Consider the following 21,956-nt stretch of genomic DNA (forward strand, 5'->3'; position numbering starts at 1 on the left):
CTCGACCCGGGCCGCCACCTCACGAGGAGTACCCATGACGAACGCAAACGAAGACCCGACGACCAAGTACTTCTCCGACGGCTTCCCCAAGCAGGAGCAGGACCAGCCCGGCCTGACCGGTGCCACGGAACCGCGCCCCGACCACGGTGAGGACACCTACGTGGGCAGCGGCAAGCTCACCGGCAAGCGCGCCCTGATCACCGGCGGCGACTCCGGCATCGGCCGCGCCGTCGCCATCGCCTACGCCAGGGAGGGCGCCGACGTCGCCATCTCCTACCTGCCAGAAGAGCAGGCGGATGCCGAGGACACCGCGGCCCTGATCCGCGCCGCCGGCCGCACCGCCCTGCTGCTGCCCGGCGACATCCGGGAAGAGGGGCACTGCATCTCCATCGTGAACGAGACCGTCACCACCCTGGGCGGGCTGGACATCCTGGTGCTCAACGCCGCGTACCAGGAGAACCGCGACGGCCTGGAGAACCTCTCCACGAAGGAGTTCGACAAGGTCTTCAAGACCAACCTGTACGCCACCCTCTGGATCGCGCGCACCGCCATCCCTCACCTGGCCCCCGGCTCGTCGATCATCTCCACGTCGTCGATCCAGGCGTCCAGCCCGTCGCCGCAGCTCATCGACTACGCGATGACCAAGGCCGCGCTGGTCGCGTTCACGCAGGCCCTCGCTCAGCAGCTCGGCTCCACCGGGGTGCGTGTGAACGCCGTCGCCCCCGGCCCGATCTGGACGCCGCTGATCCCGGCGACCTCCTGGCCCGACAAGCTGCCGAGCTTCGGTCAGGACACCCCGCTCGGCCGGGCTGGACAGCCCGCCGAACTGGCCGCAGCGTACGTCTTCCTGGCCTCCCCGGAAGCGTCGTACATCTCGGGCGCCGTCGTGCCGGTCACGGGCGGCCGTGGCTTCTGACGCCGGTCGCCGGCAGAACCACCTGAACGGCCGCACGGGCGGCGGCGCCACGTCGGTGCTGCTCGTGCGGCACGGCGAGAGCGCGGCGAACGTCGCCGCGACCGCGGCCGAAGCCGCGGGCGCCGAGATCGTCGACATGCCGCTGCGAGACGCGGACGTGCCCCTCACCGGCACCGGCACCGACCAGGCTGAGGCGTTGCGGCGCTGGTTGGACTCCCGTCCGGCGGGGGAGTACCCGGAATCGGTGTGGGCGTCCCCGTACCTGCGGGCAGCCCAGACGGCGAGCATCGCCCTCGCCGGCCGGCCGGATGGCACCCGCCAGATTCCGGACGAACGGTTGCGTGACCGCGAACTCGGCGTGCTCGACCTGCTCACCAGCCGCGGAGTCGAGGCGCGGCTCCCCATCGAGGCCGCCCGCCGCCGCCGACTGGGCAAGTACTACTACCGGCCGCCCGGCGGCGAATCTTGGGCCGATGTGAGCTTGCGCATCCGCTCGTTCCTGCCGGCTCTCGACGCCGACGACTGCGGCACGACCGCCCTGGTGGTGTCCCACGACGCCGTCATCCTGCTCTTCCGCATGGTGTGCGAGGGACTCGCCGAACTCGACGCCCTGCACCTGGCCCGCACCGAACCGCTGCTGAACGCATCCATCACCCGCCTGGTGCGGGAGGACCGCCGGGCGCCGTGGCGGGTGGAGACCTACAACGACGTGTCCCACCTGGTCACGGCCGGCGCCAGCGTCACCGCGCACACCTCCGCGAAAGACGCCGATGTCGCCGCCGACTGAACGCGGCATCGTCCTGACGCCCGCGCTGCTGCGGGGCTGGGCGCTGCCGTCCGGCGCCGATTCCAAGTACGCCAGGGGCCAGGTGGTCGTGGTCGGCGGGGCCCGTAAGTCGCCCGGTGGCGCCCTGCTCGCCGGCACCGCTGCCCTGCGCGTCGGAGCCGGCCGGCTCACGCTTGGCGTGGCCGCGTCGGTGGCGGTGCCGCTGGCCGTCGCCGTGCCCGAAGCCGGCGTGGTGGGCCTGCCGGAGACGCCGGCCGGGGCGGTGCGCGGCGGCGACCTCGCCGCGCTGGCCGACGAGCTCGGCGACGCGGATGCCGTCGTGTTAGGCAGCGGCCTCGACGACGCCGACGAAGCGAAAGCGTTGCTCGGCGGGCAGCCCGCTCTGCTCGACCCAGCCGTCGGCCTGGTGCTGGATGCGTTCGCTCTCGGCGCCCTGCCAGACCTCGGCGACGATTTCCGACCGACCAGTGCCCTCGTCCTCACCCCCAACCCGGCCGAGGCCGGCCTGCTCCTGGGTCGCGACCTCGACGACCTCCAGGACGACGTCACCCGGATTGCCGCGCGGTTCACCGCCACGGTGAGCTGTCAGGGTGTCATTGCCGCCCCGGATGGACGGATCTGGCTGACGGGCACCGGGCAGGGCGGACTGGGCACCTCGGGCAGCGGCGACGTGCTGGCCGGAGCGATCGGCGGCCTGCTCGCCCGCGGAGCCGACCCCGAGCAGGCCGCCTGCTGGGGGACTTGGCTGCACGCGGCCGCGGGGGACCGGCTGAACGCCCGCGTGGGTCCTACCGGGTATCTCGCCCGAGAACTGTTGCCCGAGCTGCCCACCCTGCTCGCCGAGTTGGGCCAACGGCCCTGACCGCCCCCGATAGGAGATCGATCATCGGAAAACTCATTTACGACGGCATCGAGATTCATTTCGATGACCGTGCGCTGGTTCACCTGCAGATCGTCATCGGCTCAAAGCTGCGCCGGGGCGAGAGCTTCTTCCTGTCCTGGAACGATTCGCCGGCCGCCGGCACCGGCCGGTCCAGTGTCTGGCTGCACCCCGGCATTCCCGTGTTCTTCAAGTACAACGGCGGCAAAACGCCCATCATCAACCGGGCCTGGATCGACGTCCTGACCGCTGCCGCGAACAGCGGCCAGGGCCTGCTGCTCAGTGCCGAACCGCCGGAACGTCACCAGCGCGCGCGCGTCATCGACGGCTGAGCGCCCTGGGTCGGTTCCGCGCCGGTTCGAACCGGGCCGGTTCGGCTCAGGGGGTCAGTACCACCTTGATGCAGCCCTTTTCCTTCTTCTGGAAGAGCGCGTACATTTCCGGCGCCCTCTCCAGCGGCACCCGGTGCGTCACCAGGTCCTCCACGCCCAGCGGGTCGGCGGGATTTTCAACCAGCGGAATCAGCTCGTCCAGCCAGGACTGCACGTTGCACTGGCCCATCCGCACCGTGACCTGCTTGTCGAACAGCGACTTCATCGGGGTGGGGTCGGATTCACCGGCATACACCCCGCTGAGAGACACCGTGCCGCCGCGGCGCACGGCGTCGAACGCGAGGTGCATCGCACTGAGCCGGTCGATCCCGCCAGTGTTCATTACTTTCTGCGCCACAGCGTCGGGCAGGAGCCCCACCGCGGCCTGCGCCAGACTGGCTGCCGGCGCAGCATGGGCCTCAAGGCCCACCGCGTCGACGATCGAGTCCGGCCCCCGGCCATCGGTGCTGTCGCGTAGTCGTTCCAGCACGTCCTCGGTGAGGTCCAGCGTCTCGATGCCGTAGCGTTCCGCCATCAGGCGACGCTCGGCAACCGGGTCCACGGCCACCACCCGGTGCCCCAGGTGCCGGGCGATCCGGCCCACGAACTGGCCCACCGGGCCGAGGCCGAGCACCCCGAGCACGCCGTCCCTCGGCAGGTCGGCGTATGCGACGCCCTGCCAGGCTGTCGGCAGGATATCGCTGAGGAAGAGGTACCGATCATCCGGCAGGTCGTGACCGACCTTGCGCGCGTTGAAGTCGGCCAGCGGCACCCGCAACCGTTCGGCCTGCCCGCCGGGCACCGAGCCGTACAGCTCGGTGTACCCGTAGAGCGAGGCGCCGCTGTCGTGGGCGCGGTTCTGGGTCGTCTCGCACTGGGTGGTCAACCCGCGCAGGCACATGAAGCAGTCGCCGCACGCGATCACGAACGGGATGACCACCCGGTCACCGGGCACCAGATTCCGAACGGATGCGCCCACCTCGTCCACGACGCCCATCGACTCGTGGCCGAGAATGTCGCCGGGCTTCAGGAACGGCCCGAACACCTCGTAGAGGTGCAGGTCCGACCCGCAGATGGCCGTCGACGTGATCCGGATGACCGCATCCGTCGGCTTCTCGATGACCGGGTCAGGCACCTCTTCGACCGCGACGTGCCGTTTGCCCTGCCAGGTGAGGGCCTTCACGCGGTCGTCGACGTGGTGGGGCCGTAGAACGACTCCACCTCCGCCATCTCCATGGCCGCCGTCGCCTGGATCAGCTCGATCAGCTCCGGGTCCAGCCCCGGCGAGAACTCCTCGAGCCGCTCCGGCGCGATCACCGACGGCACCCCCTCCGGCGCCTGCTGGTCGGCGACAAGCTTGGTGCCGTCCTTGGAGGGCGACATGCCCTGGAAGATCTTGCCCGCCTCGGACTGGCCGGCGAGGTCGAAGGTGTACTGCTTGCTGTGCAGGCCGAGGTCGAGCATCTTCTTCACCTCGGGGAACTTCTCCGCGTTGGTCTTCGGGATCGGCAGCAGGGTGTTCCAGTGCACGCCGAGGGTCTCGAGCGCCTGGGCGTAGGCATTCTCGTGGGCCTGGTCGCGCACGATCAGGTACGAGATCGTGGACCGGGCCGTCTTGTTGTCGGTCATCTCGTAGATCCGGCACTTCTGCAGCCGGCCGGTGGACTCCAGCATCAGGTTGTAGAGCAGGTCGAGCACCAGGTTTCCGGAGTTGTAGACGTAGCTGCCGCTCCACGGGTTGCCCGCCGCGTCCACCGGCAGCGCACCCTGCGCGCCGACCAGATAGTGGTGGATGTTGCCTTGGTCCAGGGCGATGTTCAGCGGGATGTCGCCGCCGGAGCCGGGCTTGTCGAGCGGATCGGTGACCTTGCCCTGGTACCGTGGCGAGCCATCCAGCAGCCGCGAGATAGTGGTGCCGATCAGCTCGACGTGGCTGATCTCCTCGGTGCCGATGCCTTGGATCAGGTCGCGGTACGGCTTGGCCGCCGCGCCGCGGAAGTTTATCGACTGGAAGAGGTACTGCATCATGGTGCGCATCTCGCCGAACTGGCCGCCGAGGCCTTCCTGCAGCGCATTGGCGGCGGCGGGATCCGGCTCGTCCTGGGCGATGTCGTGAATGAGTCGTTGCACGTGGAAGTACATAGGTGTTCCCTTCGATGGTGGTGCGAATGGGGAAGTTGGCGGTGCGTGAATCGGGTGCGGCGGATGCCAGCGCCGGGTGTCAGCGCTTGGTGTCGGCGTGCTCTGCGGCGTCCTTGCGGAGCTTCCGACCGATGGCGATGTCCTCACGGTCTTTGAGGGCCGCCTTGTCGCTCTTGCGGGTGTCCCGCGGCGGCAGCTGGATCTCTTCCTCGGCGGCGATGCCGGCCTGAAGCTGCCGGCCCCGCTCGAGCTCGGCGTCGAACTCGGCGCCGAGGAGCAAGGCGAGGTTGGCGATCCAGAGCCAGAGCAGGAAGATCACCACGCCGGCGAGCGACCCGTAGGTGCGGTCGTAGTTGGAGAAGTTGGTGACGTAGAGCCCGAACAGGAACGACGCGATCACCAGGGTGATCAGCGCCAGCAGCGCGCCCAGGCTGATCCAGCGGAACTTGGGCTGCTTGGCGTTCGGGGTGGCGTAGTAGAGAATCGCGATGATCAGCACCGCCGCTATGGCCAGGATCGGCCACTTCACGATCGACCAGACGATTTGCACGGTCTCACCGAGGCCGAGGGCGCTGCCGACCGCGTCCGTCACCGGGCCGGAGACGATCAGGATGACGACCATGATGAGGATCAGCAGAATGCTCACGATGGTCACGAACAACTGCATCGGGCGCAGCTTCCAGAACGGCCGGCCTTCCTCGATCTCGTAGATCCGGTTCATCGCCCGGCTGAACGCGCCGACGTAACCGGACGCCGACCAGACAGCCAGCACGATACCGAAGACCAGGGCGAACCCGGCGGCCGGCGACGAGCTGAATTGCTCGAGCGGGTCGCGCAGCACGTCGGCCGTGCCGCCGGGAGCCACCTGGTTGACGAGATCGAGGATGGTGTCGACGGACTGCTGGCCCTGGCCGACGACGCCCAGCAGCGAGATCAGCGCGATCAGCGCCGGGAACAGCGCCAACACCGCGTAGTAGGTCAGCGATGCGGCGATGTCGGTGCACTGGTCGGCGGAGAACTCCCGCACCGTCTTCTTGAACGCGTACTTCCAGGACGGCTTTTTCACCTCACCCGGTGTATCCGGTTTGCGCGGATCGTCGGGGGAGGGGGCGGCGTTCTTCTTCTCGCTGGTGTTCTGGGCCACCGGTACATCTCCTCGTTCTCGTCTGGCGGATGGTGTGGGTTCCGCTGCTTAGACGGTGCCCTGTCCGCCCGGAGTCGCCGTGTCGCGCACCTCTTGGGCGGAGGAGGTGGTTTCGGACTTCACCGTGCCGGCGGCATCCGTGGCCTTGCCTTTGACGGCCTGCGCGGCGTCGGTGAGCGGCTGCTTGAGGTTCTCACCGACCTCTTTCGCGGCGTCCTTGACCTCGTCGACCAGCGGCTCGGCGGCGTCCTTCACGTTCGCCGCGACCTGCTTCTCGACGGTGCTGGCGGGGATCAGCGACGACGCCAGCCAGCCCACGCCGAACGCGATCAGGCCCACAGCAAGCGGGTTGCCCTTCGCCTTGTCGACGGCGGTGTGTGCCAGGCCGGAAGCCTCGTCGGCTACGCCACCGAGGGAGTCGCCGGCATCGGATGCGCTGCCCATCAGCCTGTCTTTCACCGAGGAGACCGCTCCTCGGACCTTGTTGCCTTGGCGCTGCATGATCTTGCCGGGGGTGACCTTGTCGGCTAGGGCGTCGACATCGGCGCCCAGCTCGCGGCGGGTGTCTTCGATCTGGGTCCGCAGAACTTCGGGGTCGGAGCTCGGGTTGGAAATACTCATCGGTTTTCCTCATTTCGTTTCAGTGCGTCGGGAATCTGCTTCAGGGAGTCGACGGTTTCGGGTGCGCCCTTGATGGCCTGCATTTCCTTGCGGCCGAGCACGAACAGGATGGCGGCGACGATGCCCCAGATGACGGCGACGATCACGGCCGCCCAGGCGATGTCAATGACGTGTCCGAGTCCCCACCACGCCGCGAACGACAGGAACAGGACGGTGAGGTGGCCGGCGTACCCGGCCCCGCCCAACATCCCGGCACCCTTGCCGGCGCGAGTGGCGGATTGCTTGACCTCGGCCTTGGCCAGTTCGACTTCCTGGCGCATCAGGACGGAGACGTCGCGAGTCACCTCGCTGAGCAGGTCGCCCAGGGAGGTGTCTGCGGCTTTGCGTTCGGAGGGTGTGGGCAGGTCACTCATTGCGGTTCTCCTGGTAGTCCGGGTACTCCGCGGCGAGCGGGGTCCCGACTCCGGTGGGGGCGCCCGTCGTGTTGCCCAGGCCGTATTCGGTGCCGTACTCGGCGCCGGCAGTGGTGCCGACTCCGTAGTCGGTTCCGGTCTGGCTGTGCACCCCGCGCGGGGTGGCGCTGGCGGTCGGTGCGGAGTCCGCGGACTCCTTGGACTCGGCGATCACCGAGCGGGTCAGGCGACCGGCGACGACGCCGGCGACGGCGGCGATGGCGATGAACACGCCGGGGCGGCGACGGGCGAAGCTCTTCACTTCGTTGAGCAGGGCGGCAGGGTCGCGCTGCTCCAGCCAGTCCGCCACGCCGGCGGCACGGGTGGCCGCCTGGTGGGCGAGGTCGCTGGCCACGCCCTGGGTCTCGGACTTCTCGGCCATCGAGCCGAACTCGTCGCTGAGTGAGCGGATGCCGGAGGCGACCCGCTGCTGCTGCGCCGCCGCCTGGTCCTTGAGTTCCCCCTGCGTCTGGCGGTAGAGGTCCTTGGCCTGCTGCTTGGTTTCGCTGCCGACTTTGTGCAGTTCATCCTTGGCGACGCCGGCAACGTGCTGGCCGGCAGCGACCGAGGTGTCCTTCACTTCAGCGGAGCGTTCCTTGGCCTCGGGAGCGGATGTTGGATACGTGTTCGACATGACTCTCCTTGAGAAATCGATGTTGACAGGGCGTCGCGGCTCGACGCCCAGGTCGTGATGCGACCATCATTATTCGACTTAAACGTCGTTTCAAGCACTTGGCGAGATCTGGTGATTTTGGATTTTTTCTGTGACGAAACAGGCATTTCGCCGTCTATATATAGGCGCAGCGGCCATGGCAACGTAACCGTCAGAGGGGGTAGCGCGGATCCCAAAACCAGAGTAAGTTGCGCCCGTCTTCGTCCCCGTGCCTCCCGGTGAATGGGGGCGCCCCAGGCATCCGCCGGTCGAAAACGGGGCGCCCCCATCCCTCCGGTCGAGCCTGTCGACGCCGACGCGACCATCCCGTTGGTCGAGCCTGTCGAGACCCGGCGAGCCGACCTGCGGATGCCGCGGCAGCGCCCCATAGGCACGTCACGGGGTCTCGACAAGCTCGACCAGCGAGTGGGCGCGACCCATAGGCATCCGCCGGTTGAAGACGGGGCGCGACCATCCCGTTGGTCGAGCTTGTCGAGACCCGGCGAGCCGGCGTGCGGATGCCGCGGCAGCGCCCACAGGCATCCGTATGTTTCAGGCACAACCCGACCATCCCGGTGGTCGAGCCTGTCGAGACCCGGTGGGCCGGACGTCACGGGGTCTTGACGAGCTCGACCAGCGAGTGGGGGCGTCCATAGGCATCCGCCGGTCGAGACGGGGAAGTTAGCCGGGCGGGGGCGCGGTGCTTGCCCGCACCACGAGGTGCGTGGGCACGATGGTGGTGCCGGGGCCCACGGCCGCGGGGGAGTCGATCTGGCGCAGCAGCTTCTCGATACAGAGCCGCCCCACCTGGCCGAAGTCCTGGTGCACGGTGGTCAGCGGTGGCCAGAAGGCATCCGCCTCACGCATGTCGTCGAAGCCGACGACACTGCAGGATGCCGGCACCGACCGGCCGGCCTCATGCATGGCCCGCATCACGCCGAGGGCCATCTGGTCGTTCGAGGCGAAGATCGCCGTGACCGTCGGGTCGGCAGCCAGCGTCACCCCGTGCCGGTAGCCGCTCTGTGCGCTCCAGTCGCCCTCCAACACGGGCGGCACCGGGGCGCCGGCCGCCTTGAGGGTGGCGCGCCAGGATGCCGTGCGCCGCCCGGCCGAGAACGACGACTCCGGACCGGCGATGTGCCAGACCGTTGTGTGCCCGAGGTCGAGCAGGTGCTGGGTGGCCAGCCGGGCTCCCTCGGTCTGGTCGGTGTCGACCACGGTGTACCGGGCGCCCGCGTCGGAGTCGACGATCACGACGGGTAACCCGGTCGGCACGGTCACGTCGATCCGGTCCAGGATGTGCGCTTCCATGATGATCACGATGCCGTCGACGGCCTGCTCGGCGAGCCGGTTCACGGCCCCGGCCACGGCGCCCTGGGTGGGCAGTGCCACCGGCAGCAGGGTGATGGAGTAGCCGGCCTCGGCGGCGGCGGTGGCCACGGCGTCGAGGGTGCGCATGTTGCCGAAGCTCGACAGCCCGAACATGATCACGCCGATGGTGCGAAACCGGCCGGACTTGAGCGCCCGCGCGGCACTGTTGGGCCGGTAGCCGATCTCATCCATCGCCGAGAGCACCCGGTCGCGGGTGTCGGCGTCCACGTTGCTACGGGCGTTCACCACCCGGGAGACCGTCTGCGAGGAGACCCCGGCCAGCGCCGCGACATCCGCCATCGACGGCTGCCTTCCGGCGCGCACCGGGGGACTGGTGCGCGCGCCGGCTGTCGCGCCGTTGGTGGGGCTGATCGTTGCCACGTGCGCTCCCGGCTCTCAGAAAAATTTCAATATGTTTACGTAAACATGCTAGCGTGCTCAACACGGAATGTTTACGTAAACATGGCGTTCCGGTTCCACCCTCCGTCGCACCACCCCCGAGCCAGAGAAAACAGGCATGACGACGCTGTCAACACTCCCCCCTAGTGGCCAGGCCCCCAGTACCCAGGCGCTGCAGAAGCCCCGCAAACCGCGCGTGCAGAAACGCGACTGGACCGGTTGGAAGTTCATCGGCCCGTTCATGATCGTGTTCGCCCTCGTGCTCATCGCCCCGGTGCTGTACTCGATCTACCTCAGCTTCTTCAAGGACCAGCTCGTCGGCGGCAACTCCTTCGTGGGCTTCGAGAACTACGGCCAGGCGCTCACCGATCCCAAGTTCTGGGAGTCGATGGGCCGGGTCACCCTGTTCTTCGTGGTGCAGGTGCCGATCATGCTCGGCATCGCCCTCTTCGCCGCCCTCGCCATCGACAGCGCCCGCCTGCACCTGTCCAGCTTCTTCCGCATCGCGATCTTCCTGCCGTACGCGGTTCCCGCCGTGGTCGCCACGCTCATGTGGGGCTTCATGTACGGCACCAAGTTCGGCCTGGTCGGCAACCTCAACGACTTCTTCGACCTCGCCATCCCCAACCCGCTGGGCAACACCTGGGTGCTCGCCGCGATCGGCAACATCGTCACCTGGGAATTCATCGGCTACAACATGATCCTGTTCTACGCCGCCCTCCGGGTGATCCCCACCGACCTCTACGAGGCCGCGTCGCTCGACGGCGCCAACGCGTTCCGCATCATCCGCAGCATCAAGCTGCCGACCCTGCGGCCCGCGATCGTGATCGGCGGCATCTTCAGCGTGATCGGCAGCTTCCAACTGTTCAACGAGCCGAGCATCCTGCAGTCGCTGGCGCCCAACACCATCTCCACCTATTTCTCGCCGAATATGTACGCCTACAACCTGTCGTTCTCGGGCCAGCAGTACAACTATTCGGCCACCATCGCGATCATCGTCGGCCTCATCACCGCCGTCATCGCCTACATCGTGCAGAACTCCGGATCAAGGAAGGAGGTCTGAGATGTCGACTCTTAACCAGGCCACAGCGCTGTCCACCACGGATGCCGCGGCCGGCCCCAAGAAAGGCTCGCGGGCCCCCCGCTACACCAAGACGGCCAAGCAGACCCAGGCGCTGCACACCAAGAAGTCCATCATCCTCACCATCGTCATGGGCGCCCTGCTGATCTACAGCCTGCTGCCCCTGTTCTGGCTGTTCGTGAACTCCACCAAGACCCAGGCCGAGCTGCTCAACTCGTTCGGCCTCTGGTTCAGCGGTGACTTCGCCCTCTGGGACAACATCATCGCCACGCTCACCTACAACGACGGCGTCTTCGTGCGCTGGTTCGGCAACACGGTGCTCTACGTCGTCGTCGGCGCCGGCGGCGCCACGTTCCTGGCAGCCCTCGGCGGTTACGGCCTGGCCAAGTTCAACTTCCCCGGCAAGAAGGCCGTCTTCGCCGTCGTGCTCGGCGCCGTCGCCATCCCCGGCACGGCCCTGGCGGTGCCGACCTTCCTGATGTTCAGCCAGATGGGCCTCACCAACACCCCGTGGGCGGTCATCCTGCCCTCGCTGATCAGCCCGTTCGGCCTGTACCTGATCTGGACCTACGCCATGGACGCGGTGCCCACCGAGGTGCTCGAGGCCGCGCGAATGGATGGTTCGGGCGAGTTCCGCACCTTCTTCACGATTTCGCTGAAGCTCCTGGCCCCCGGCCTCGTCACGGTGCTCTTGTTCACCCTCGTGGCCACTTGGAACAACTACTTCCTGCCCCTGATCATGCTCAGCGAACCCACCTGGTACCCGCTGACCGTGGGCCTGAAGCAGTGGAACATGCAGGCCCAGACCGTGGGCGGCGACGTCATCTACAACCTCGTCATCACCGGGTCGCTGCTCACGATCGTGCCGATCGTCGTGGCGTTCCTGTTCCTGCAGCGCTACTGGCAGTCCGGCCTCGCCGCCGGCTCCGTCAAGGCGTAGCCCCCCAAACCGATCCATCCAGTCTTACCCGCACCGAAACCCGCACCATCCGTCATCCGCAGCACCGAACATCCGTTTACAAGGAAGTGAAAGGCATCCCCATGAAAGCACCCCACAGCAACACCCGGCTCCGCCGCACCGCCCTCGCCGTCGCCACCGGACTCGCCCTGAGCGTCTCCCTCGCCGCCTGCGCCTCCACCGGCGGAGGCGGAGCCGAGACCGGCACCGCCGACGACATCGAGGCCGCACTGCAGGAAGAGACCACCCTCACCGTCTGGGCCTGGGCCCCGGCCGTGGAAGACATCGCCACCGCGTTCGAGAAGAAGTACCCCAACGTCACGGTCGACGTGGTCAACGCCGGCACCGGCAACGACCAGTACATCAAGCTGCAGAACGCGATCAAGGCCGGCTCCGGCGCCCCCGACGTGGCCCAGATCGAGTACTACGCGCTGCCGCAGTTCGCCCTCTCCGAGGCCCTCGTCGACCTGAGCGACTTCGGCCTGGACTCCCTCGAAGACCAGTACACCGCCAGCACCTGGGGTTCGGTGAACCTCGACGGCGGCGTCTACGCCCTGCCGCAGGACTCCGGCCCCATGGCTATGTTCTACAACCAGGCCGTCTTCGACCAGTACGGCCTGACCGTGCCCACCACCTGGGACGAGTACATCGCCACCGCCGAGAAGCTGCACGCGGCCAACCCGAACGCCTACATCACCAACGACACCGGCGACGCGGGCTTCGCCACCAGCATGATCTGGCAGGCCGGCGGCCAACCGTTCACCACCACCGACTCCACCGACGTGGCGATCAACCTGCAGGACGAGGGCTCGAAGAAGTTCGCCGACACCTGGAACCAGCTGCTCGAGAAGGACCTCATCGCGCCGACCTCCAGCTGGAGCGACGAGTGGTACCGGGGCCTGGGCGACGGCACCATCGCCACGCTCAACATCGGCGCCTGGATGCCCGGCAACCTGGAATCCGGCGTGCCGGAAGCCGCCGGAAACTGGCGGGTGGCCCCGCTGCCCGTCTACGAGGCCGGCGACACCGCCAGCGCCGAGAACGGTGGCGGCGGCGACGCCGTGCTGGCCCAGAGCAAGAACAAGCTCGCCGCGGCCGGCTTCGTCGAGTTCATGAACTCCGGCGAAGGCACCCAGATCTCCATCGACGCCGGCGGCTTCCCGTCCACCGTCGCCGACCTCGAGTCCGACGAGTTCCTCGGCTACGAGAGCGAGTACTTCGGCGGCCAGAAGATCAACGAGGTCCTGGTGCAGTCCGCCAACGACGTCGTCGAGGGCTGGAGCTACCTGCCGTTCCAGGTCTACTCGAACAGCATCTTCTCCGACACCGTCGGCCAGTCCTACGCCGACAAGTCCGACCTCAACGCCGGCCTGACCGACTGGCAGAAGGCCATCGTCGCCTACGGCAACGAGCAGGGCTTCACGGTCACCGAGTAACACCGGGCGAAGGGTGGGTCAGTCCGCTGGACGGCCCACCCTTCGCGCACCATCAGCTTCCAACCAGAGGATCTTCTTCGTGTTCCACGCCCGGCTCAGCATCACCCGCGACGACATCGTTGCCCCCGTCTCACCCCGGCTGTTCGGCTCATTCGTCGAGCACATGGGCCGCGCGGTGTACACGGGCATCTACGAACCCGGGCACCCCACCGCCACCGCGGATGGCTTCCGCCAAGACGTGCTCGACCTCGTGCGTGAGCTGAACCCCAGCCTGATCCGCTACCCGGGCGGCAACTTCGTGTCGGGATTCCGCTGGGAAGACAGCGTCGGCCCCGACCGCCCGGTGCGCCTGGACCTGGCCTGGCACTCCGTGGAGACCAACGAGGTGGGCCTGCACGAATTCGCCGACTGGGCCGAGAAGGCCGGCGTCGAGATCATGCAGGCCGTGAACCTCGGCACCCGGGGCATCGCCGACGCCGCGGCCCTGCTCGAATACGCCAACCACCCGGCCGGCACTGCGCTCAGCGACCAGCGCCGCGCCAACGGCCGCACCGAACCGTTCGACATCCGGGTCTGGTGCCTGGGCAACGAGATGGACGGCCCCTGGCAGATCGGCCACAAGACCGCCGAGGAATACGGCCGGCTCGCCGCCGAAACCGCCCGGGTGATGAAGTGGGTCGACCCCACCGTCGAGCTCGTCGTCGCCGGCAGCTCCAACGCCGAGATGCCCACCTTCGGCAGCTGGGAACGCACCGTGCTCGAACACGCCGCGGAGCTCGTCGACCACATCTCCCTGCACGCCTACTACGAGGAAAAACCCGGCGACCTGGACAGCTTCCTCGCCTCCGGCGTGGGCCTTGACCGCTTCATCGGCGACGTCGCCCAGATCATCGACGAGGTCACCGTGGCGCAGGGCCTCGACAAAACAATCGGCATCAGCGTCGACGAGTGGAACGTCTGGGACCAGACCCGGTTCAACGAGGTCGACAAGGAACCCCTGTTCACCGGCGACTGGAACACCCACCCGCGCCTGATCGAAGACGAATACAACGTCAGCGACGCCGTCGTCGTCGGCTCCCTGCTGATCACCCTGTTGCGCAACAGCGACCGGGTCAGCATGGCCAACCTCGCCCAGCTCGTGAACGTCATCGCGCCGATCCGCTCCGAGCCGGGCGGCCCGGCTTGGCGCCAGACCACCTTCTTCCCCTTCGCCCGCACCGCAACCGCCGCCCGCGGCGACGTGCTGGCCGCCACCATCCACTCCGACACCTACGACACCAGGGCGCACGGCACCGTCGACCTCGTGGATGCCGCGGTGACCGCTACCGACGAGGAGATCGTCTTGTTCCTCGTCAACCGGTCCAGCACCGACCCGCTCACCCTCGAGGTCGACCTGGCTGGCGCCCCCGCCGGTGCGGTGCTCTCGGCAGAGAGCCTGTTCGCGCCGGAGGGCGGTGACCGCTTCGCCAGCAATACCGTCGATGAGCCCGACCGGGTGCGCCCGGTGCCGCTGACGGAGGTGACGCTGGCCGCGGATGGCACCGCCGCCACGGTCGTGCTGCCCGCCTTGTCCTGGTCGATCGTGCGCCTCTCCGCTCGGGTCGCAGCATGCCGGTGACCGATCGTTGGTCGAGCTTGTCGAGACCTGGTGACCCTGCCTCGACAGCCGCACCGCACTGGGTGCGCTGGCCCGCCGCGCACACCCTCGCCGACGGCTCCGAGAGCCTGCCCGCCGACGCGGCCCGCATCGGCTACGGCGCCGACTACAACCCCGAGCAGTGGCCCGAAGAGGTCTGGGCCGACGACATGCGCCTGATGCGCGAGGCCGGCGTCAACATCGTCAGTCTCGGCATCTTCTCCTGGGCGCTGCTGCAGCCCACCCCCGACACCTGGGATTTCGGCTGGCTCGACCGCGCCATCGACCTGCTGCACGCCAACGGCATCGCCGTCGACCTCGCCACCGCCACCGCCAGCCCGCCGCCGTGGCTCACCGAACTGCACCCGGAGGTGCTGCCGGTCACCCGTACCGGCGAGACCATCTGGCCCGGCGGCCGCCAGCAGTGGCGCCCCACCTCACCGGTGTTCCGCCGTTACGCCCTCGCCCTGGTCGAGCAGATGGCCGAGCGTTACGCCGACCACCCGGCCCTGTCGATGTGGCACATCAGCAACGAGCTCGGCTGCCACAACGTCTACGACTTCTCCGATGACGCGGCGAGCGCCTTCCGCACCTGGCTCGAGGCCCGCTACGGGTCACTGGTCGAGCTCAACCGGGCCTGGGGCACCGCGTTCTGGTCGCAGAACTACTCCGCCTGGAGCCAGATCCTGCCGCCCCGACTCGCGGCGACGCATCCGAACCCCACCCAGCAGCTCGACTTCGCCCGGTTCTCGAGCGACGCCCTCAAGGACTACCTGATCGACGAGCGCGAGATTCTGCGCCGGGTCACCCCGACGGTGCCGATCACCACCAACTTCATGGTGATGGGCGAGACCCGCGGCATGGACTACGCCGACTGGGCGGGCGAGATCGACCTGGTCTCCAATGACCACTACCTGCTCGTCGCCGACCCGCAGGCGTTCGAGGAGCTCTCCTTCTCGGCCAACCTCACCGGCCAGATCGCCGGTCGGGCTCCGTGGTTCCTGATGGAGCATTCCACCAGCGCCGTCAACTGGCAGCCGGTGAACCAGGCCAAGAGCCCGGGGCAGCTGCGCCGCGACAGCCTCACCCACCTCGCCCACGGCGCCGACGCGATCTGCTTCTTCCAGTGGCGGGCGTCGCTGGCAGGCGCCGAGAAGTTCCACTCCGCGATGCTGCCGCACGCGGGCCCCGACAGCACCGTGTTCCAGAGCGTCACCCGCTTCGGCGCCGAGCTGGCCGGTCTGGCCGAGGTCGCCGGCAGCCGCACGAAGCAGGCGCGCATCGGCATCCTCTTCGACTGGGATTCCTGGTGGGCCGCCGAGCTCGACTCGCACCCCACCGAACTGCTGCGCTACAAGACCGAGGCCATGGCCTGGTACACCGCCGCGCTGGCCAACGGGCTGCAGGCCGACATCGTGCCGGCCCGGTCGGTGCTCAGCGGCCCCGGCCTGGCCGGCTCTGCCCTCAATGGCTACGACGTGGTGATCGCGCCGATGCTCTACCTCGTGCCGATACCGCTGGCGGATGCCCTCGCCGACTACGCGCAGGGCGGCGGCCACCTGGTGGTCGGCGTGTTCTCCGGCATCGCCGACGCCGACGACCACATTCACCCCGGTGGCTACCCGGGCGCCTTCCGTGAGCTGCTCGGCATCCGGGCGCAGGAATTCGGCGGCCTGCTCGCCGGTCAGACCGTGGCGCTCACCGGTGAACTGCCGGCCGGCTCCACCGGCTCGCTGCTCACCCACGACGTCACCGTCGGCCCCGACGTCGAGGTGCTCGCCCGCTTCGCCGACGGCCCGTTTCCCGGCGTGCCAGCCATCACCACCCGCGAGCTGCCGGGCGGCGGCCGGGCCAGTTTTGTCGGCACGGTGCTCGACCGCGCCGCCCTCACCGCCTTCGTGGGTCGGATCAGTGCGGATGCCGGCCTCAGCTCGCCGCTGCCGGAGGACGTGCGCGGCTCCGTGCAGCTGGCAGTGCGGCAGAGCGACACCGAGGAGTACCTCTTCTACATCAACCACTCTGCGCGAGCGGTGACCGTGGCGCTGCGCCCGGCCGACGGCGCCCTCGCCTCGCTCGACCTCGGCGGCAGCACCCTCGCCGCCGACTCCCTCACTCTCCCCGCCACCGGCGTCGCCGTGCTGCGCCGCCCCCGAACCGAGGCCCGACCATGAGCGACACCACCCCCACGACCCCGGGCACCTTCGCCATCGGTGCCACCGACTTCCTCCTCAACGGTGAGCCGTTCCGGGTGCTGGCCGGGGCCATCCACTACTTCCGGGTGCACCCGGATCACTGGGCCGACCGGATCCGCAAGGCCCGTCTGATGGGTCTGAACACCATCGAGACCTACGTGGCCTGGAACGCGCACTCGCCCCAGCGCGGCGAGTTCGACACGACCGGCCAGCTCGACCTGGGCCGGTTTCTCGACCTGATCGCGGCCGAGGGCATGTACGCGATCGTGCGGCCCGGCCCGTACATCTGCGCCGAGTGGGACAACGGGGGCCTGCCCGGTTGGCTCTTCAACGACCCGGCCGTGGGTGTGCGCCGGCACGAGCCGCTCTACCTCGCGGCGGTCACCGAATACTTCGAGCAGCTGCTGCCGCTGGTGGCGTCGCGGCAGATCGACCGCGGTGGCCCGGTGATTCTCGTGCAGATCGAGAACGAGTACGGCGCCTACGGCGACGACAAGGACTACCTGCGCGCGCTCGTCGAGCTCAACCGGGCCGGCGGCATCACCGTGCCGCTCACCACCATCGACCAGCCCACCGACCAGATGCTCGCCGACGGCAGCCTCCCGGAGCTGCACAAGACCGGCTCGTTCGGCTCCCGCGCCACCGAGCGGCTTGAGGTGCTGCGGCGACACCAGAGCACCGGGCCGCTGATGTGCGCCGAGTTCTGGAACGGCTGGTTCGACCACTGGGGTGCGCACCACCACACCACCTCGGCGGCCGATTCCGCCCGCGAGCTGGATGACCTGCTGGCGACCGGCGCATCCGTGTCGCTGTACATGTTCACCGGCGGCACCAACTTCGGCTTCACCAACGGCGCCAACGACAAGGGTGTGTACCAGCCCACCGTCACCAGCTACGACTACGACGCCCCACTGTCGGAGAGCGGCGAGATCACGGCCAAGTACCTGGCCTTCCGCCAGGTGCTCGCCCGCTACGCCCCGGTGCCCGCCGACCTGCCAGAGCCCGGCTGCCCCGCGCCGGCCTTCACCGTCGCCCTCGACGAATCGGTCTCCCTCTGGGAGGCCCTGCCCGAGCTGGCCGTGCCGGCCGTGCCTGCTGCTGCTGCTGCCGTGCCGGCGGCATCCGCCCTGCCCAGCATGGATGCGCTCGGTCACTACACCGGGTTCGCCCTGTACCGCAGCCGGCTCACGCCGGGTGCCCGGGTGTTGTCGTTCGCCGAGGTGCGCGACCGCGCCCAAGTCTTCGTCGACCGCACCCCCGTCGGTGTGCTGCAGCGCGATCACCACGACCGGTCGATCAGCCTGCCGCCGGGGGAGCGCCTCGACCTGCTCGTGGAGGACCAAGGCCGGGTCAACTACGGCCCGCGCATCGGCGAGGACAAGGGCCTGATCGGCCCGGCCGCCCTCGACGGCGCCGAACTGACCGACTGGCAGGTGCTCCCGCTCGACGTCGACGGATTCGTGCGCGCCGGCAGCGCCCTGTTCGCGACGGTCACGGCCCCCGCCGGTGCGGCTCCCTGCACCCACCCGGTGGACCTGGACCTCGATGTGGATCTCGACCTCGCGGTGAATCTCACCCCGACCCCGTCCTTCTCACCGACCCCGGCCGCACGGCAGGCGCCGGTTCTCGAGCTGGTTCCGGCCGAGGTCGCCCCCGCCTCGCTCAGCGGCCCGGCGTTCGCCCGCGGCCGGTTCGGCGCCGAGCCCGGTGTGGACCTGTTCCTGAGTACCGCCGGCTGGGGCAAGGGCCAGGCCTGGATCAACGGCTTCAACCTCGGCCGGTTCTGGGACCGCGGCCCGCAAACCACCCTCTACGTGCCCGGGCCGATCCTGCGCGCCGAGAACGAGCTGGTCATCCTGTGCCTGCACGGCACCGAGGCAACCGTCGCCCGCTTCGTCGCCCGTCCCGACCTGGGTCACACCGACTTCTAGCCCGGTCGACCCCGTTTCCCCGGTCGCCCCCGTTCATTTGCGGACTTCGCACAGTCATCCGGCCCGAACACCCTGCGAAGTCCGGAAACGAAGACCACAGGTGGTGGCGTGGGGCCTCGGCCGCCGCGCCGAGCCCGTCCCGGCCGCCACCCGCGCGTCCCATCCGCTCCGCAACGGATGCGCATCCGCCAGCCTGTGCACCACCCACCCGGGGTGTCGGTGGCAGCAAGTACCATTGACCTCGTGGTTACCGCCCTGTATCGCCGTTACCGGCCAGAGACTTTTGCCGAAATGATCGGTCAGTCCCAGGTGACCGATCCGCTCATGACCGCCCTGCGCACCAACCGGGTGAATCATGCCTATCTCTTCAGCGGACCCCGCGGCTGTGGCAAGACCACCTCCGCCCGCATTCTCGCCCGCTGCCTCAACTGTGCAGAGGGCCCCACCGACACTCCCTGCGGCGTCTGCCCCAGCTGCGTCGAGCTCTCCCGCGACGGCAGCGGTTCCCTCGACGTGGTCGAGATCGACGCGGCCAGCCACAACGGTGTCGACGACGCCCGCGACATCCGCGAGCGCGCCATCTTCGCGCCGGCCCGCGACCGCTACAAGATCTTCATCCTCGACGAGGCGCACATGGTCACCCCGCAGGGCTTCAACGCGCTGCTCAAGATCGTCGAAGAGCCGCCGGAACACGTGAAGTTCATCTTCGCCACCACCGAGCCCGAAAAGGTCATCGGCACCATCCGCTCGCGCACCCACCACTATCCGTTCCGGCTCGTGCCGCCCGCACCCATGCTCGACTACGTGCAGCAGATGTGCGACAGCGAGCACATGACCGTGGCCCCCGGCGTGCTGCCGCTCGTCGTGCGGGCCGGCGGCGGTTCGCCCCGCGACACCCTCTCGCTGCTCGACCAGCTCATGGCCGGCACCGACACGGATGCGATCGAGTACGAGCGCGCCGTCGCCCTGCTCGGCTACACCCACGCCACCCTGCTCGACGACGCCGTCGACTCCATCGCCGCCCGCAACTCCGCGGCCGCGTTCGACGCCGTCGACCGGGTCATCCAGACCGGGCAAGACCCCCGCCGCTTCGTCGAAGACCTGCTCGAGCGCATGCGCGACCTCATCATCGTCGGCGCCACCAGCGCTGCCGGTGCCGCGGCCGTGCTGCGCGGTGTGCCGCAGGACGAACTCGACCGCATGCAGGTGCAGGCGTCCAACTTCGGCCCGGCCGAGCTCAGCCGCACCGCCGACATCCTCAACGCCGCCCTCACCGAGATGACCGGCGCCACCTCCCCGCGCCTGCACCTCGAGCTCATGATCGCCCGGGCGCTCATCCCCGCCACCGACGACAGCAATCGCGGCGCCCTCGCCCGCGTCGAGCGTCTCGAGCGCCGCATCGGCGTCGACGGCACCCCCACGGATGCGCCGGCGCCCGCCGCCAGCGCCGCCCCGGCCCCGCGCACCCCCGTCGCGGCACCGGCCCCGCGCACCCCCGCCGCACAGGGTGCCCCTCCGGTCGCGACCCCGCCGGCTGCGACGACCGTCCCGCCAGCCGCGTCCGGCTGGGCCACCCGCACGCCGGGCACCCCCGCGGCCGTGCCGGTCGAGCCTGCGTCCGCGGAAACCAGCAGCCCGGCCGCCGATGCCAGCCCCGCCAGCCCGCAGGCCGACCGTCCCGAGCCGACCGCCGAGACGCCGCCCGCGGCCCCGGTGGTGCCCGTCGGCCCGGTCACCCTGGCCCAGATCAAGGACGCCTGGCCGCAGATCCTCGAGGCCGTCAAGGACGTCAAGCTCAGCGCCTGGCTCGTGGTCTACACCGCACGCGTGCTCGACCTGCGCGGCGACGACGTACTCGTGCTCTCCTTCCCGAGCGAGCAGGACATGCAGGGTTTCAAGGCCCAGCAGGCGCCCGGCCAGGGGGTCAGCGAGTTCCTCCGCGGAGCCATCGTCAAGGTCCTCGGCCTGCGCGTGAAGTTCATCGCCCGCGCCGACTCCGAGACCTTCGCCGCGGCGGCTCCCTCCGCGGCCCCGTTCCCATCGGCCTCCACCACCGACCTGCCCGCTTCCGGCCGAGCTGCTCCGGCGCAGCAGGGCAATTCGTCCGCGGCGGGGCCGCTCGCGGATGCTTCCGCTCCGTCCGCGCCGCCGCCCACCTCCGGCGCACCCACGAGATCCGCACCCACGAGCTCCGCGCCCTCGAACTCCGCGCCCTCGAACTCCGCGCCCTCGAACTCCGCGCCCACGAGCTCCGCGTCCCCGACCGCGGCGTCCGCCGGTTCAGCGCCGACGGCCACTCCGGCGTCCCCGTCCGGTTCCGCCTTCGGAAGCGCTGCCCCGGCCGGCTCCTCGAGATCAACCAGCTCGTCGAGCACCGCCACCGCCACCATGGCACCGCCGGCAACGGCCTCCGGATGGGCCACCGTCGTCATTCCCGGATCCGCGGCCGCCCTCTCTGCCGCCGAAACCGCGGCAGCCGAACCTGCTGTCTCCTCGTTCCCTGGCACGGCGCCAGCGCCTGCGGCGCCTGCTGCGCCAGCACGTCCCGCCTCGGCCGCACCCGCAGCACCGGCCGCAGCACAGCCGCGGACCAGCGCCGGCACCGCCTCTGCTCCTGATGGCAGTCCTGCCGTCGAACCCGTCCGCGATTACGCCCCCGAGCCCGACTTCGAGCCGCCCTTCGACGACGAGCCGCCGCCCTACGACGACTTCCCGCCAGACCCGCAGCAGTTCAGCGCGCCGCCGGAGTTCGACCGCGGCGCCCGGCCCGCCACGCAGCAGAGCCCGCGCACCCAGTCGGCTCCCGGTCAGCAGCGGGCGGCCGGTCAGGACCAGCCCGGTCAGGCGCAGCCCGGCCCCCAGCAGGCACGCGGCCAGCAGTCAGCATCCGCGCCAGCCGCATCCGCCCCCGCTGGCAACGGTCAGCGCGGCGCGCCCGCTCGCCGCTCGCCCGCGTTCGCGGAGAAGCAGCGCTACGGCGAGGCCGT

General features: G+C 69.3%; 18 protein-coding genes and 1 pseudogene. 11 read left to right on the forward strand and 8 right to left on the reverse strand.

The features are described from left to right. Window positions 1-34: 34 nt before the first annotated feature. From K2F54_RS13230 to K2F54_RS19760, 4 genes are read left to right on the forward strand one after another with little or no spacing between them, the layout of a single operon-like run. Window positions 35-916, forward strand: coding sequence for an SDR family oxidoreductase (locus K2F54_RS13230; protein ID WP_220606335.1), 882 nt, complete (start codon window positions 35-37; stop codon window positions 914-916). After that, complete coding sequence (locus tag K2F54_RS13235; RefSeq protein ID WP_308287654.1) at window positions 906-1,703, forward strand: histidine phosphatase family protein; 798 nt, start codon at window positions 906-908, stop codon at window positions 1,701-1,703. Before K2F54_RS13230 ends, K2F54_RS13235 begins: the two co-directional genes overlap by 11 nt. After that, window positions 1,687-2,565 carry an NAD(P)H-hydrate dehydratase gene (locus tag K2F54_RS13240; protein ID WP_220606336.1) on the forward strand — a complete coding sequence of 293 codons (879 nt, stop codon included), beginning with the start codon at window positions 1,687-1,689 and terminating at the stop codon, window positions 2,563-2,565. Before K2F54_RS13235 ends, K2F54_RS13240 begins: the two co-directional genes overlap by 17 nt. Window positions 2,566-2,600: 35 nt before the next feature. Further along, window positions 2,601-2,915, forward strand: a complete 315-nt coding sequence (locus K2F54_RS19760) for a DUF7882 family protein (protein WP_489667116.1) — start codon at window positions 2,601-2,603, stop codon at window positions 2,913-2,915. Window positions 2,916-2,961: 46 nt separating this feature from the next. Here the strand turns inward: K2F54_RS19760 and K2F54_RS13250 are convergent, their stop codons facing one another. From K2F54_RS13250 to K2F54_RS13280, 7 genes are all read right to left on the reverse strand, one after another. Beyond that, window positions 2,962-4,137, reverse strand: a complete 1,176-nt coding sequence (locus K2F54_RS13250) for an alcohol dehydrogenase catalytic domain-containing protein (RefSeq protein WP_220606337.1) — start codon at window positions 4,135-4,137, stop codon at window positions 2,962-2,964. Continuing rightward, window positions 4,134-5,096, reverse strand: coding sequence for a manganese catalase family protein (locus K2F54_RS13255; protein WP_220606338.1), 963 nt, complete (start codon window positions 5,094-5,096; stop codon window positions 4,134-4,136). The genes K2F54_RS13250 and K2F54_RS13255 overlap by 4 nt, the downstream gene beginning before the upstream one ends. Before the next feature lie 79 nt (window positions 5,097-5,175). Next, on the reverse strand, window positions 5,176-6,240 hold the full coding sequence (locus tag K2F54_RS13260) for a YihY/virulence factor BrkB family protein (RefSeq protein ID WP_220606339.1): 1,065 nt from the start codon (window positions 6,238-6,240) through the stop codon (window positions 5,176-5,178). Window positions 6,241-6,288: 48 nt separating this feature from the next. After that, window positions 6,289-6,861, reverse strand: a complete 573-nt coding sequence (locus K2F54_RS13265; RefSeq protein ID WP_220606340.1) for a DUF3618 domain-containing protein — start codon at window positions 6,859-6,861, stop codon at window positions 6,289-6,291. Next, entirely contained in the window at window positions 6,858-7,274 is a 417-nt protein-coding gene (locus K2F54_RS13270) for a phage holin family protein (RefSeq protein ID WP_220606341.1), read from the reverse strand. The genes K2F54_RS13265 and K2F54_RS13270 overlap by 4 nt, the downstream gene beginning before the upstream one ends. Then, entirely contained in the window at window positions 7,267-7,947 is a 681-nt protein-coding gene (locus tag K2F54_RS13275; RefSeq protein ID WP_220606342.1) for a hypothetical protein, read from the reverse strand. Before K2F54_RS13275 ends, K2F54_RS13270 begins: the two co-directional genes overlap by 8 nt. A 699-nt stretch (window positions 7,948-8,646) precedes the next feature. Beyond that, complete coding sequence (locus tag K2F54_RS13280; protein WP_220606372.1) at window positions 8,647-9,636, reverse strand: LacI family DNA-binding transcriptional regulator; 990 nt, start codon at window positions 9,634-9,636, stop codon at window positions 8,647-8,649. 217 nt (window positions 9,637-9,853) lie between these two features. Here K2F54_RS13280 and K2F54_RS13285 point away from each other — a divergent pair, with 217 nt between their 5' ends. From K2F54_RS13285 to K2F54_RS19710, 7 genes and pseudogenes are all read left to right on the forward strand, one after another. Further along, complete coding sequence (locus K2F54_RS13285) at window positions 9,854-10,798, forward strand: carbohydrate ABC transporter permease (protein WP_220606343.1); 945 nt, start codon at window positions 9,854-9,856, stop codon at window positions 10,796-10,798. 148 nt (window positions 10,799-10,946) lie between these two features. Then, window positions 10,947-11,756, forward strand: coding sequence for a carbohydrate ABC transporter permease (locus K2F54_RS13290; protein WP_255577102.1), 810 nt, complete (start codon window positions 10,947-10,949; stop codon window positions 11,754-11,756). A gap of 101 nt (window positions 11,757-11,857) precedes the next feature. Beyond that, window positions 11,858-13,210: an ABC transporter substrate-binding protein gene (locus K2F54_RS13295; protein ID WP_220606345.1), complete on the forward strand. Its 1,353-nt coding sequence runs from the start codon at window positions 11,858-11,860 to the stop codon at window positions 13,208-13,210. A gap of 79 nt (window positions 13,211-13,289) precedes the next feature. After that, window positions 13,290-14,828: an arabinosylfuranosidase ArfA gene (gene arfA, locus K2F54_RS13300; protein WP_220606346.1), complete on the forward strand. Its 1,539-nt coding sequence runs from the start codon at window positions 13,290-13,292 to the stop codon at window positions 14,826-14,828. Continuing rightward, window positions 14,819-17,017: a beta-galactosidase gene (locus tag K2F54_RS13305; protein ID WP_220606347.1), complete on the forward strand. Its 2,199-nt coding sequence runs from the start codon at window positions 14,819-14,821 to the stop codon at window positions 17,015-17,017. The genes arfA and K2F54_RS13305 overlap by 10 nt, the downstream gene beginning before the upstream one ends. Next, window positions 17,014-18,969, forward strand: a complete 1,956-nt coding sequence (locus K2F54_RS13310; RefSeq protein WP_255577091.1) for a glycoside hydrolase family 35 protein — start codon at window positions 17,014-17,016, stop codon at window positions 18,967-18,969. Before K2F54_RS13305 ends, K2F54_RS13310 begins: the two co-directional genes overlap by 4 nt. A 291-nt stretch (window positions 18,970-19,260) precedes the next feature. Beyond that, a pseudogene (locus tag K2F54_RS19710) lies at window positions 19,261-20,601 on the forward strand (DNA polymerase III subunit gamma and tau); the annotation flags it as partial. Between the two features lie 182 nt (window positions 20,602-20,783). Here K2F54_RS19710 and K2F54_RS19715 read toward each other — a convergent pair. Continuing rightward, window positions 20,784-21,401 (reverse strand): pentapeptide repeat-containing protein, encoded by a 618-nt coding sequence (locus K2F54_RS19715; RefSeq protein ID WP_374107296.1) that lies wholly within the window; start codon window positions 21,399-21,401, stop codon window positions 20,784-20,786. Window positions 21,402-21,956 lie beyond the last annotated feature (555 nt).

Source organism: Cryobacterium inferilacus (genome assembly GCF_019599185.1).
Classification (GTDB): domain Bacteria; phylum Actinomycetota; class Actinomycetes; order Actinomycetales; family Microbacteriaceae; genus Cryobacterium; species Cryobacterium inferilacus.

Excerpts from the sequence above, each read along its gene's own strand:
- K2F54_RS13280 (WP_220606372.1), bottom strand. The coding sequence starts at position 9,636 with ATGGCGGATGTCGCGGCGCTGGCCGGGGTCTCCTCGCAGACGGTCTCC.
- K2F54_RS13295 (WP_220606345.1), top strand. The coding sequence starts at position 11,858 with ATGAAAGCACCCCACAGCAACACCCGGCTCCGCCGCACCGCCCTCGCC.
- K2F54_RS19715 (WP_374107296.1), bottom strand. The coding sequence starts at position 21,401 with ATGACGACGGTGGCCCATCCGGAGGCCGTTGCCGGCGGTGCCATGGTG.
- K2F54_RS13275 (WP_220606342.1), bottom strand. The coding sequence starts at position 7,947 with ATGTCGAACACGTATCCAACATCCGCTCCCGAGGCCAAGGAACGCTCC.
- K2F54_RS13305 (WP_220606347.1), top strand. The coding sequence starts at position 14,819 with ATGCCGGTGACCGATCGTTGGTCGAGCTTGTCGAGACCTGGTGACCCT.
- K2F54_RS13290 (WP_255577102.1), top strand. The coding sequence starts at position 10,947 with ATGGGCGCCCTGCTGATCTACAGCCTGCTGCCCCTGTTCTGGCTGTTC.
- K2F54_RS13230 (WP_220606335.1), top strand. The coding sequence starts at position 35 with ATGACGAACGCAAACGAAGACCCGACGACCAAGTACTTCTCCGACGGC.
- K2F54_RS13255 (WP_220606338.1), bottom strand. The coding sequence starts at position 5,096 with ATGTACTTCCACGTGCAACGACTCATTCACGACATCGCCCAGGACGAG.
- K2F54_RS13285 (WP_220606343.1), top strand. The coding sequence starts at position 9,854 with ATGACGACGCTGTCAACACTCCCCCCTAGTGGCCAGGCCCCCAGTACC.
- K2F54_RS13265 (WP_220606340.1), bottom strand. The coding sequence starts at position 6,861 with ATGAGTATTTCCAACCCGAGCTCCGACCCCGAAGTTCTGCGGACCCAG.
- K2F54_RS13240 (WP_220606336.1), top strand. The coding sequence starts at position 1,687 with ATGTCGCCGCCGACTGAACGCGGCATCGTCCTGACGCCCGCGCTGCTG.
- K2F54_RS13310 (WP_255577091.1), top strand. The coding sequence starts at position 17,014 with ATGAGCGACACCACCCCCACGACCCCGGGCACCTTCGCCATCGGTGCC.
- K2F54_RS13270 (WP_220606341.1), bottom strand. The coding sequence starts at position 7,274 with ATGAGTGACCTGCCCACACCCTCCGAACGCAAAGCCGCAGACACCTCC.